The 11,679-nt window shown below is 72.5% G+C and carries 13 protein-coding genes; 2 read left to right on the forward strand and 11 right to left on the reverse strand.

Features of this window, described 5'->3' with window-relative positions; all coding sequences use genetic code 11:
* The first annotated feature begins 50 nt into the window (after positions 1-50).
* Positions 51-818 (forward strand): IclR family transcriptional regulator, encoded by a 768-nt coding sequence (locus ACYVGQ_RS06440; RefSeq protein WP_460783727.1) that lies wholly within the window; start codon positions 51-53, stop codon positions 816-818.
* Positions 819-829: 11 nt separating this feature from the next.
* Here the strand turns inward: ACYVGQ_RS06440 and ACYVGQ_RS06445 are convergent, their stop codons facing one another.
* Genes ACYVGQ_RS06445 through ACYVGQ_RS06480 form a run of 8 tightly spaced genes read right to left on the reverse strand, consistent with a single transcriptional unit; the run spans position 830 to position 9,079 of the window.
* On the reverse strand, positions 830-1,897 hold the full coding sequence (locus ACYVGQ_RS06445) for a Gfo/Idh/MocA family protein (RefSeq protein ID WP_460783728.1): 1,068 nt from the start codon (positions 1,895-1,897) through the stop codon (positions 830-832).
* Positions 1,894-2,820: a DUF4862 family protein gene (locus tag ACYVGQ_RS06450; RefSeq protein WP_460783729.1), complete on the reverse strand. Its 927-nt coding sequence runs from the start codon at positions 2,818-2,820 to the stop codon at positions 1,894-1,896. Before ACYVGQ_RS06450 ends, ACYVGQ_RS06445 begins: the two co-directional genes overlap by 4 nt.
* Positions 2,817-3,722, reverse strand: a complete 906-nt coding sequence (locus ACYVGQ_RS06455; RefSeq protein WP_460783730.1) for a 2-dehydropantoate 2-reductase — start codon at positions 3,720-3,722, stop codon at positions 2,817-2,819. The genes ACYVGQ_RS06450 and ACYVGQ_RS06455 overlap by 4 nt, the downstream gene beginning before the upstream one ends.
* Positions 3,719-5,032, reverse strand: a complete 1,314-nt coding sequence (locus tag ACYVGQ_RS06460; protein WP_460783732.1) for a four-carbon acid sugar kinase family protein — start codon at positions 5,030-5,032, stop codon at positions 3,719-3,721. Before ACYVGQ_RS06460 ends, ACYVGQ_RS06455 begins: the two co-directional genes overlap by 4 nt.
* The gene (locus ACYVGQ_RS06465; protein ID WP_460783733.1) at positions 5,029-5,805 is read right to left on the reverse strand and encodes an SDR family NAD(P)-dependent oxidoreductase; all 777 of its coding nucleotides are present in this window, start codon (positions 5,803-5,805) and stop codon (positions 5,029-5,031) included. Before ACYVGQ_RS06465 ends, ACYVGQ_RS06460 begins: the two co-directional genes overlap by 4 nt.
* Positions 5,806-5,819: 14 nt before the next feature.
* Positions 5,820-6,776 (reverse strand): aldo/keto reductase, encoded by a 957-nt coding sequence (locus ACYVGQ_RS06470; RefSeq protein ID WP_460783735.1) that lies wholly within the window; start codon positions 6,774-6,776, stop codon positions 5,820-5,822.
* Positions 6,777-6,800: 24 nt separating this feature from the next.
* Complete coding sequence (gene pdxA / locus ACYVGQ_RS06475) at positions 6,801-7,832, reverse strand: 4-hydroxythreonine-4-phosphate dehydrogenase PdxA (protein WP_460783737.1); 1,032 nt, start codon at positions 7,830-7,832, stop codon at positions 6,801-6,803.
* 11 nt (positions 7,833-7,843) lie between these two features.
* A complete protein-coding gene (locus ACYVGQ_RS06480) occupies positions 7,844-9,079 on the reverse strand; it encodes a four-carbon acid sugar kinase family protein (protein ID WP_460783738.1) in 1,236 nt (411 codons plus the stop codon).
* A gap of 190 nt (positions 9,080-9,269) precedes the next feature.
* Between ACYVGQ_RS06480 and ACYVGQ_RS06485 the strand changes: the two genes are divergently transcribed.
* Positions 9,270-9,698 (forward strand): DUF1761 domain-containing protein, encoded by a 429-nt coding sequence (locus tag ACYVGQ_RS06485; protein ID WP_460783739.1) that lies wholly within the window; start codon positions 9,270-9,272, stop codon positions 9,696-9,698.
* A 150-nt stretch (positions 9,699-9,848) separates the two neighbouring features.
* Here ACYVGQ_RS06485 and purQ read toward each other — a convergent pair whose 3' ends face one another.
* The 3 genes from purQ to ACYVGQ_RS06500 form a co-directional block, all read right to left on the reverse strand.
* A complete protein-coding gene (gene purQ, locus ACYVGQ_RS06490) occupies positions 9,849-10,556 on the reverse strand; it encodes a phosphoribosylformylglycinamidine synthase subunit PurQ (RefSeq protein WP_460783740.1) in 708 nt (235 codons plus the stop codon).
* On the reverse strand, positions 10,553-10,801 hold the full coding sequence (locus ACYVGQ_RS06495) for a phosphoribosylformylglycinamidine synthase subunit PurS (protein ID WP_460783741.1): 249 nt from the start codon (positions 10,799-10,801) through the stop codon (positions 10,553-10,555). The genes purQ and ACYVGQ_RS06495 overlap by 4 nt, the downstream gene beginning before the upstream one ends.
* A gap of 110 nt (positions 10,802-10,911) precedes the next feature.
* A complete protein-coding gene (locus tag ACYVGQ_RS06500; protein WP_460783742.1) occupies positions 10,912-11,439 on the reverse strand; it encodes an adenine phosphoribosyltransferase in 528 nt (175 codons plus the stop codon).
* Between the last annotated feature and the right edge of the window lie 240 nt (positions 11,440-11,679).

The following is an 11,679-nucleotide window of genomic DNA, read 5'->3' on the forward strand; positions in this document are numbered from 1 at the left end:
GGAGGTCTCGGGCAAGAGCGCGGCCGTGGCGTGCAACGGAGAGGCGGGTCATGGTCGAGCAGGAGCCCAAGGGCAGATACGAGCTGGGCAGCGTCGAGCGCGCGCTGGCCGTGCTCTCCACCCTCGCCGCGCATCCGCGCATCCGCCTCGGCGAGCTCAGCGAGGCCCTCGGCGCCCACTCGAGCACGGTGCTGCGCACCCTGCGCGTGCTCGAACGGCACGGGATGGTGCGTCGCGCGCACGGCGAGCTGGAGTACGTGCTGGGCACGCGACTGGTCGAGCTCGGCCACGCGGCGGTCGCCGCCATCGACATCGTGCCCTCGATCCGGCCGCTCGTGGCCCCGCTCGTGCGCGACTTCCATGCCACCGCCCATATCGGCATGCTGCGCACCGGCATGATCACCGTCGTCGACAAGGTGGAGCCGGTGGCCCCGACCGTCGGCTACTCCGCGGTCGGAACGCGCATGCCCTTGCACGCCACTGCCGCCGGCAAGGCTGCCGCCGCGCTCGCCGGGGATGCGCTCCTGGACGACGCCCTGGAGCTCGAGGCCTGCACCCCTCGCACGGTCACCGACCCCGAGGCGCTCAGGGAGGAGCTCGCCCAGACCAGGAGGCGCCGCTTCAGCGTCGAGCACGAGGAGTACCACCTCGGATTCGGATGCGTGGGCACGGCCGTCGCCGTCGACGGCGACGTCTACACCGTCAGCATCTCGGGATCCCTCCTCGACCCCGTCGTCGTCGAGGACTGCGGCATGAGGCTGCGCGACGCCGTCGACCTGTTCCTCGCCGAGCATGCCGGGGCCGTGTCCGGTCTCTGAGGCGCCGCGGCTCAGGCCCCGGCGGGGTCGAGGTGGTCGAGCGCTCCCGAGAGCACGTCCTCGAAAGCGACGGGCGCGCCGAGGCGGGCGGACACGTACGTGGCCTTGACGAGCGAGAGCGCGCGGACCGCATCCGCGAGCCCGACCGCGGGAGGACGCCCGTCCCTGATGGCCTCGATCACGTCCCGGTACTGCACCGCGAGATCCTGCTGGATCTGCGAGCGGGCGCCCCCCGAGGTCACGGCGACCTCGCCGGGGAAGCCTCCGGCGCCCGGTGCGCCGTCGACGAGCAGCTCGCTCGCCTTCGTCCCGTGGATCCGCAGCTCCGCAGGGCTGCCCGGATGGGCGGCGGTGGTGGCGAGCACGGTCGCGATCACGTCCCCGGGGAAGCGGATGAGCGCGCCGGCGGTGTCCTCGGTCTCGATGCCGTCGTGCGCGACGGTGGCCGTCAGCCCCGTCACGGACGTCGGCGCCCCCAGGAGCCAGCCCAGCAGGTCCATCTGGTGCACGCCCTGGTTGAACAGCGCCCCGCCACCGTCCCCCGCCCACGTGCCGCGCCACGGGCGGTTCGTGAAGTACTCCTCGCCCCGCCAGCCGGGGAGCACGATCGACGCCGAGGTGATCCTGCCGAGCCCTCCCGAGCGGACGAGGCCTGCGAGCCGGGCGGCGCCGGGGGAGAAGCGCCGCTGGCTCACGACCGAGACCAGGCGCTGCCGCGGCCCCGCCGCCACGAGATCCGTGAGCCGACGGGCGCCGGCCAGCGTCGTGGCGACGGGCTTCTCGACGAGGACGTGGCGTCCGGAGCGGATGGCCGTCTCGGCGTCGGTCGCATGCCGGCCGCTCTCCGTGCAGATCACGACCAGGTCGGCGTCCCGCGCAGCCAGCCCCTCCTCGAGGTCCTTCGCGATCCATGGCGCATCGCCCTGTTCGCCGGCGATCTCGACGGCCAGTCCGGCGAGGCGCTCCGGCGTGCGGGTCACCATGCCGGCCAGTCGCAGATCGGGATCCTCCAGGATCGCGCGGATGTGGGCGCGGCCGATCCCGCCGACGCCGACGACCGCGACCGCGATGCCGCTCATCGCAGCGCTCCGGTCAGCACGGCGAGGTTGCCCCCGATGACGTCGAGCCACTGCTCGGGGGCGGCGGTCGACGGCGCCTTCACCTTGACGCCGATGTACTGCAGCTCGGGAGCGCGGAGGGCGAGGGCGACGCAGCGCTCGACCTCCTGCCGGGTGAGGATGCTGGCCTCTCCCGCGTCCGAGAGGGGGTCTGCGCCCCAGTCGCGGATCGGCAGATGCCGGTCGGCCCACGGGTCGCCGTACGCGCCGGGGGTCGCCGCGCAGCCGGAGAAGACGACACCGGTGAGCGCGCCCTGCGCGGCGGCGGCGGCGATGTGCGCGGCCGGTCCCTCGGCATCCCGCGTCTCGATGGCGGAGCGACCCCAGTTGATCACGGCGCCGATGCCGCGCTCGCCGGCGATGGCGAGCTCCTCCTCCAGCCGCAGGAACCCCTTGGCGGGCGGATGCGCGGGGACGAGCGCGTCGCAGTGCTCGACGGCGAGATCCGCCCCCGCCCAGTCCCAGGAGGCGATCTCGTCGAGCGAGCGCGCGAAGGCGTCCGGCCTCGAGGCGCCCATGCCCGGTGCGCTGTGCAGCTGCACGGTCTCGATCCGTGCGCCGCCGGATTCGCCCACCGCGGCGGCGAAGTCGCGGGCGGCGGCGATCAGCCGCACCGCAGCAGCCCTCGACTCCTCGTCCCCCGAGGCGAGTCCGAAGGCGGGATCCTTCTCGACGGCCGACATCGTCGCCGGGACGGTCGTGAGGACGTGCCGCCCCGGACGGACGCTCGCGACGTCCTGCCAGGGGGAGCCCTCGCCGGCGTAGGGCAGCTCCAGGCCGTCGACCAGGGGGAGTGCGAGCGCGCCCGCGCTCAGGATCTCGAACTCGCCCGCGGACTGCAGGGGCCGCGGCGGAGCGCCGTAGGAGCCGACGACGACCTTCATGGATGAACCGTCCGTTCTTCCGGGAACCCAGGGACGGGGTCCGAGCCCACGAGGATCGTGAGCATGGCATTGAGGGGAGTGGGGATGCCGTGCGCCGCGCCCGCCCGCACGACGGCGCCGTTGCGCGCCTCGACCTCGGTGCGCCGGCCGGCGATGCGGTCGGCGACGAGCGAGTTGACGAAGAGCGGCGGGTTGTCGCGCATCCTCTGCAGCACGAGGTCGGGAAGGTCGTCCCCCAGCTTCGCGCCCTCTGCGCGTCCGGCGAGCACGGTCTCGGCGACGACGCCCCGGATGAGCTCGGCGACGGGCTCCTGACGGGCGATGCCGGCCGGCTGCCGGACGACGGCGCCGATCGCCCCCGCCGCGTTGAGGCACAGCTTGGTCCACGCCGTGGTGACGAAGTCCTCGGTCGTTGACGCCGCGATCGGCGTCGCCGCGAACAGATCGACGAAGGCGGTCCCCGATGCGCCGGCCGGGACGATCAGGGTGCCCGGCCTGCTCTGGCGCACCACGCCGTCCGGCATCCGCTCCGCCGGGATGTCGACGATGACGGGAACGATCCTGTCCTCGGCGGCGTAGGGGCGCAGGCGCGCGACCTGCTCGACGCCGTTCTGCAGCACGGCCACCCTCGTCCCCTCCGACATCAGGGGCGGGAGCCAGGCGGCGGCAGGGCCCACGTCGTAGGCCTTCACCGTGAAGAGCACCCAGTCGACGGGCTTCGCCGTCGAAGGATCGGTGAGCACGGGGACGTCTGCGGCGATCCGTCCGTCCGGCGACTCGACGACGAGGCCGGCACGGGGGCTGCGGGTGCAGACGACGACCTCGAGGCGGTCATCCTGCGCGAGCCAGGCGGCGACGGCGGAGCCGACGGCGCCGGGACCGACGACGGCGACCGAGGTCATGCGCGGACCCCGGTGGCCACGGCGTCCCGGATGATCCCGAACACCTGCCGCAGCGTCTGCTCGGTGCCGATGTTGCCCGGCACGACGGCGTAGAGCAGCCCCGGACGGTCGACGTGCGACGGGTCGTCCGAGAAGATCCACAGCGAGACGCCGGGGAGCAGTTGACCGGCCACCCAGGCCGTGCGTCTGCCGAGGCCGGTCCTGGCGACCTCGGCCGAGGTGATGCCCCCCTTGGCGACGACGGCGATCGCGCCGTCCGCGAGTGCGGCGGTGGCCGTGGTGAGCCCGCGCATCACCGCCTCGGCATGGTCGAGGGTGGCGTGCTCGGCCCGGCGATGACGCTCGGAAGAGATCACGACGGCGCCCTCGCGCAGCTGTGCCCTGGCGGCGTCGGCCAGAGCGCGTCCGGCGGATCCGGCGTCCTCCAGCGCGGCGTCGGTGGAGAGCTCGTGCGAGGGGACGCCGTCGGCCAGGAGCGCCGCCAGCTGCTCTCCGGTGGCCCCGGTGTGCGATCCGACGACGACGAGGACGCCGCCCTCCCTCGATCCGGCGGATGCCGCCGCCACCCGATCAGGGTCGAGGAGCGCCGCGCTCTTCGCATGGGCGAGGTAGGCCGCGAGCGGCGCAGCGCTGCGCACGACGATGCGCGCGCCCTCGGCGACCGCGTTCTCGATCTCCCCGGCGATGGTGCGGATCTCCTCGTCGCTCTGCGCGTCGGGGAGGAGGACGGTGCGCGGCCGCGCGGTGCGCAGCGCCTCGGCGAAGTCGGAGACGCCGACGGAGACGCCGGTGCGCCCTCGGCCCTTCTCCCCGACGTACTCCACCTGCGAGCGGGCCGTGTATCCGAACACCGGGTCGTCCGCGAACTCGGTGTCGGCGGCGTTGAGCCATTCGCCGGAGACGTTCACGAGGTGCACGCCGTCCACCGTCCTGCGGCCCCCGGCGGGGAAGGCCGGGCAGAACACCACGACGTCGTCTCCGCCGGCGGCGTCGATCTCGGCGAAGACATGACCGCGCAGCGTCGAGTCGCCGCGCTGGACGACGAGAGCGGTCACGCCGAGCACGCGCTCCGCCCTGTGCACGTCGTCGATCAGGGCGCGGATGAGCGCCGTCGCCTCGTCCTCGGGCATCGCCCTGGTGTTGGTGAGGACGAAGACGGCGTCATGGTCGCCCAGCAGCCGTTCGAGGGCCTCGGGATCACGGGAGAGCAGAACGGGCACGCCGGTGACCTCCTGCGTTCCCGTCGGGTCGTCGTCGAGGACGACCGTCACCACTCTCCGGGAGCTGCGCGTCGGATCCACGGTGCTCATGAGAAGTGCAGCCCGCCGTTGATGTCGTAGTTCGCGCCGGTGATGTATCCGGCCTCCTCGCGCATCAGGTAGGCGATCAGCGCGGCGACCTCGTCCGGCCTGCCCACGCGGCCCACGAGCACGTCCCGGCTGAGGTCCTGCCTGCGGTCGTCGGTCAGCGTGCCGCCCATGATGTCGGTGTCGATCGGTCCGGGTGAGACGGCGTTGACGGTGACGCCGAGCGGGGACAGCTCGCGCGCGACGGCGCGCGAGAAGCCGACCACGCCGGCCTTGCTCGCCGAGTAGGGCACCTTCGAGAAGGTGCCGCCGCCGCGTTCCGCCGAGATCGAGGAGAGGGAGACGATCCTGCCGACCCCGTTCTCGACCATGGACTCCGCGGCGCGTCGCGTCGGCAGGAACACCCCGCGCATGTTGACGGCGAACACGCGGTCCCACTCCGCTGCCGTGACCTCGAGGAACGGCGTGGGCGAGCTGACGCCGGCGATGTTCACCAGCCCGACCAGCTGCGGCAGCCGCGCCTCGATCCGGTCGAAGGCATCGCGGATCTGCGCCTCGTCGGCGACGGAGGCGCCGACGCCGACGGTCGGCACGCCGAACTCCTCGCCGATCGCCGCGGCGACATCTCGGGACTGCTGCTCGTCGAGGTCGACGATCGCGACGGCCCAGCCCTCCGACGCCAGTCGGCGAGCGGTGACGCGGCCGATCCCGCGCGGGGAGGCGCCGCCGGTGACGACGACGGTGCGGGCTTCGGGGAACGGGGTGGGAAGGGTCATCGTCATCTCCATGCTCATCGGTGGTAGGCGGGCATCGGGCCGCGCAGATCGGCGCCGACCTCGTCGGCGGCCGCGACGACGTCGGCGGGGAGCGGCCCGCGGCGGAGCAGCTCGATGTTGGACCGCACCTGCGAGAGCTTCGAACCGCCGAGGAGCACGGAGCGGGTGATCGGCTTCGAGATCGTCCAGCGCAGCGCGAGCTCGAGCACGGTCATGCCCGCCTCGTCGGCGATCGCCGTGAGGCGCTCGACCGCCGAGAAGAGCCGCTCGTCCCAGTAGCGGTCGCGGTACTGCTGGGCGTTGCGCGCGCGGGCGAACCGGCCGTCCTCGGCCTGCTGACCGAACCGATGGCGGCCGGTGAGCAGGCCGCCGGCGAGGGGGTTGTAGATCATCGTGGGCAGATCCGAGACGCGCGCGTACTCCGCGTACTCCTCCTCCACGCGGCGCGCCACGAGGTTGTACATCTGCTGGCCGACGACGAGGGGCGGGGCTCCGACCTCCCGCGCGGCGGCGACGGCTTCCGCGGTCTGCCAGGCCGAGTAGTTCGAGATCCCGGCGGCGCCGATCTTGCCCTCCGCGGCCAGCTCCGCGAACACCGCCAGGGTGTCGGCGATCGGGGTCGTGCGGTCGGGCGTGTGCAGGTACAGGATCTCGACGTGCTCGCGCTGCAGGCGCCGGAGGCTGCCCTCGACGGCCGTGCGCACGAGGTCGGGACGCAGCAGCGACGCGGTGCCGACCTCCGGGTGGGGCTGGCCCACCTTGGTGGCCAGGACGATGTCGTCGCGCCCCTTCAGCGCCCTGCCGAGGATGGCCTCCGACTCGCCGGCGGCGTACACGTTGGCCGTGTCGATCCAGGTGACGCCGGCGTCGAGCGCGTGCTCGACGATCTCGACGGCGCGGGGCTCGTCGACGGTGTCGCCGAACGTCATGGTGCCGAGCACCAGCGGGGGGAGGGATGCGGTTTCTGTCATGATGCTCCTTCGATCCGGTCGGGGTCAGGCGGCGGTGATGCGCGCCTGCGACATCTCCGCGGCCTGCCGCAGGGCTTCGATCATGCTCCGCACGTCAACGACGCCCGTGCCGGCGATGTCGAACGCGGTCCCGTGGTCGACCGAGGTGCGGATGACGGGCAGGCCGACCGTGATGTTCGTGCCCGCCTCGATCCCGAGCACCTTCACGGGACCGTGCCCCTGGTCGTGGTACATCGCCACGATGAGGTCGTAGTCGCCCCGGCCGGCGAGGAAGAAGGCGGTGTCGGCGGGGAGCGGGCCGTGCACCTGCAGTCCCTCGGCCTGGAGGATCCTGATGGCCGGGGCGATTTTCTCCTCCTCCTCGCCGTAGCCGAACAGCCCGTTCTCGCCCGCGTGCGGGTTGATCGCGCACACCCCGACCCTCGGATCGGCGATGCCCGCCCCGCGCATCGCCGAGATCCCGCGGCGCACCGTGCGCTCGACGAGGCCGGGCTCGATCTTCGCGACGGCGTCGATCAGGCCGATGTGGGTGGTGACGTGGATCACCTTCACCTTCGGGGTGGACAGGAGCATCGACACCTCGGCGGTGCCGGTGAGGCTCGCCAGCAGCTCGGTGTGCCCGGGGTAATGGTGGCCGGCGGCGTGCAGCGCCTCCTTGTTCAGAGGTGCGGTGCAGATCGCGTCGACCTCTCCGGCGACGGCGAGCTCGCTGGCGACGCGGACGTAGTGGAAGGCAGCGTCGCCGGCGACGGGCGAGAGCTCCCCCCAGGGCAGGTCGTCGGGGAGCAGCGCGAGATCGATGACATTGATCCGCCCCGGCTCGAACACCGTATCCCCGACCTTCTCGACGGGGACGATGTCCGGCTCGAGTCCGAGCACGGCGGCGGCCTGGCGCAGACGCCCCGCATCGCCGATGACGATGGGGCGCGACCGCTCGAGCACCAGGGGATCCAGCAGGGCCGCGACGGTGATCTCCGGACCGACGCCGGCGCCGTCGCCCATCGTGGTCGCGATCACCGGCCTGGCGGCATCGGTCGGCGGGGGTGTCTCGGTCATGTCGTCGCCTTTCACGCGGGGGTCGGTTCTCGGATGAGCTCGTGTGCGATGCGCAGCAGGCTGTCGTCGTCGCCGAAGCTGCCAGGCCGGGTGGCCACGGGGACGCCGCCGTCGGTGATCCCGAACGCGGTGCCCGCGTCGATGTCGCCGTGCACGACGAGGCTGCGGACGCCCCATGCATCCAGGATGCTCCGCGCGGTCTGCCCGCCGGTGAGGAGGAACGCCGTGTCCGCGGTTCGGGAGGGCGCATCGGTCAGCACGGAGGCGAGCGCACGGGACAGCGATCCGCGCTGCGAGGGGTCGAACGGCGCCCTGCTGTCGAAGGTGATCGCCGACACCGGATGCCGGAGCGCTGCGGCCGCCGACGCCCGGTGCGCCGCCGTCGCGCCATCGGTGAGCTCGGCGGGCGACAGCCGGAGGATGTTCGCGCCCGCGTCCGCGAGCCGGTCGACCTGGCGGCGGGCCGAGGGCTCGGCGCTCCCCACGATGAAGGCGGCCCTGGCGGCGTGCGGGCGGGGGATGGCCGAGCCGTTCTCGCCGCTGTCCGAGGCGATGCCGGGGGCGAGCAGACCGGCGACGGCGGCCACGAGAGCGGATGCGCCGACCAGGACGGGAGCGGGGTCGACGGCCAGCGCGGCTGCGGCGATCCTCCGCAGGTCGGCCTCCTGCTCGGCGTCGCAGACGACGATGCCCCCGGATGCCGTGATCGCGCGCCCGAGTTCGGTTCCCGGCCCGCGCACCACGGACAGAGGCACGTGCGCCACCGTCGTGGAAAACGATTCCGAAAGCGATGCCGGCGGACGTGCGGACTCGATGGTCCATGCCGGTGTGCGCTCGAGCGGCAGGCCGTCCGCGAGCACCCGCCCGTCCAGGACGATCCGCCGAGCGGCGGGAAGGGCTGGGGAGACGACCACGGGGCGGCCGAGGCGCAGCATCCACTCGATCTCGGCGGCGAAGTCGCCCCGCAGCAGCGAGTCGATCTTCTTCACGATCACGGAGCGCTCGGGCAGCAGCGGATCGACCGTGCGCATGCGAGCGGGGAACGTCCCGGCGGGGGCGGAGCGACTGTTGGTATCGATCACAACGGGCGAGCCGACAGGCATCTCCTCGCGATACGGACCGTCGGAGAGCAGCCGCACGGGCACGCCGCCGCCCTGCGGGATCGCCGTGGCGATCGCCGAGGCCGACTCGGCCGCGCCGGAGAGATCGTCGGCGATGACGAGGAGGTCCGCAGCACTGCGCCTCACGCTGATCCTTCCGGGGACAAGGGTCGCATCGATCCTTGTAAACGATTCCAACCGGCCCTCCCCTACGTCGAGAGCACAGTGCGACCATCATGGCACCTCGTTCGCGCCGGAGGCAAGAGTCCGCGTCCTCGGCTCTCGCCTGGTCGTCATCCGCAGGAGTACTCTGACCTCACGCGGCCGAGGAGGCGTCATGGTTCCCGAGATCAACTACTGGGCGGTCCTGCTCGCCACGCTGTCGAGCATGGTCGTCGGATCGGTCTGGTACGCCCCGAAGGTGTTCGGCAGGCGGTGGGCGAGGCTCGCGCACGTCGACCTGGAGAATCCCTCGCAAGGAGCGCTGTGGCCGATCGTGACCACGGTTCTGGTGAGCTTCGGGACGTCCTGGGTGCTCGCCGGCGCCTCGGCGATCGCATGGCACTTCTACGAGGGATCGTTCTTCGCGGCGACCTTCGTGACCGCGGTCATGCTGTGGGGAGGCTTCACCGGCGCGCGCTTCGTCACCCATGACGCCTTCGAGGGTCGACCGACGCAGCTGACCACGCTGAACATCGCGCACGAGCTCGTGACCGTCGTCGTGATGGCGATCATCATCGGGGTCTGGCCGCCCGCGGGGGTGTGACGCCGATCGTCGAAGTTTCGGCACGGATGCATGTCGATGGCACGGATGTCGGCCGATATCCGGCATCTACGGCCGGCATCCGTGCCATTGACATGCATCCGTGCCGGTGAGACCGCGGCGGGTCGCAGCGGACGTCGGGTGGGCGGCGGACTACGCCGCGACGCGGGCGATCGCTGCGATCGCGCTCGCGAAGAAGCCGAGGCCGTCGACGCCCGAGCGCATCGCGGCGGCCGTGTCGGGGCCGAAGCCCGGCTCGGTGGCGTGCTCGGGATGCGGCATGAGGCCGACGACGTTGCCCGCCTCGTTCGTGATGCCGGCGATGTCGCGCAGGGAGCCGTTCGGGTTCACGCCCGCATAGCGGAAGGCGATGAGGCCCTCGCCCTCCAGGCGGTCGAGGGTCTCCTCGGAGGCGATGTAGCCGCCCTCGCCGTTCTTCAGCGGGATGACGATCTCCTGGCCCTTCGCGAAGGCGCCGGTCCACGCCGTGTCCGCGTTCTCGACCGTGAGCCTCTGATCGCGGCGGACGAAGTGCTGGTGGTCGTTGCGGATGAGGCCGCCGGGGAGCAGGTGCGCCTCGACGAGCATCTGGAAGCCGTTGCAGATGCCGAGGACCGGCATGCCCTTCGCGGCAGCATCCTTGACCTCGGCCATGATCGGGGAGAGCGCCGCGATGGCGCCGCTGCGCAGATAGTCGCCGTAGCTGAAGCCGCCGGGCAGGACGAGGGCGTCGACGCCCTCGAGGTCGTGGGAGCCGTGCCAGAGCGCGACGGGCTCGGCGCCGGCGAGCCGCACGGCGCGCTGCGCGTCGCGGTCGTCGAGCGAACCGGGGAACGTGACGACCCCGATCCGGACGGTCATTCGACGACCTCGACGCCGACGACGTCCTCGATCACCGCGTTGGAGAGCACCTCGTCCGCCACGCGGCGGGCCTCGGCGAGGAGCTCGTCGGTGACCTCGCCCTCGACGGCGAGCTCGAAGCGCTTGCCGATCCGCACGCCGGCGAAGCCCTCGACGCCGAGGCGTGCGAACGCTCCGGCGACGGCCTTCCCCTGCGGGTCGAGGAGTTCGGACTTGGGCATGACGTCGACGACGATGGTGGGCATGAACGGCTCCGGAAGTCGCGGGAAGGCGGGCACGGCCAGTCTACCGGCCCGACCGCGCCGTCTTCCCGCCGTGGAACCCGTCGCCGGAGAGACGGGCAGCGGGGCGAGGATCAGGAGTGGAAGACGGTGTGCAGGTCGCCGATCGCGTCACGGCCGCCGAGGCCGTCGATCTCGAACAGCACCGAGATGCCGGCGACGTGCGAGCCGAGGCGCTCGATCAGCTGCACGCCCGCCGCGAGGGTCCCGCCGGTGGCGAGGACGTCGTCGATGAGCAGGACGCGGGATCCCGCGGGCAGATCGTCGTGCATCTCGATCGTCGCGGTGCCGTACTCCAGGGCGTAGTCGACGGATGCCGCGGGGCGCGGCAGCTTGCCCGCCTTGCGGATGGGGATGAGCCCGACGCCGGCTGCGATCGCCGCCGCCCCGGCGAGGATGAAGCCCCGCGCCTCGATGCCGGCCACGACGTCGAACCGGCCGGCGAAGGGCTCGACGATCGCCTCGGTGGTCGCGCGCAGCGCCTCCGCATCCGCCAGCAGCGGCGTGATGTCGCGGAACAGGATGCCCGGTTCCGGGTAGTCGGGGACGCCGCGGATCAGCGATTCGGCGCGGCGGAGTTCGGGCGAGAGTTCGGAGGGCACCGGACAAGGCTACCCCGCCGGCATGACGCATCCGGATGCCCGGAGAGGCGTCCCGATCTGCGGTGGCCGTCCCGATCCGCCGACTGATCGGGAGGAGACGTCGGCAGATCGGGGACACGCCCGCCGGAACGCGACAGGAGGGGAGCGCTTGACAGCCGTGGGAGCGCTCCCATAGAGTGACTCCCCGAGTCGTGGGAGCGCTCCCATAACTCGCCCGAAGCATCACCCACCGCACAATCC

The organism is Microbacterium tumbae (genome assembly GCF_054780175.1).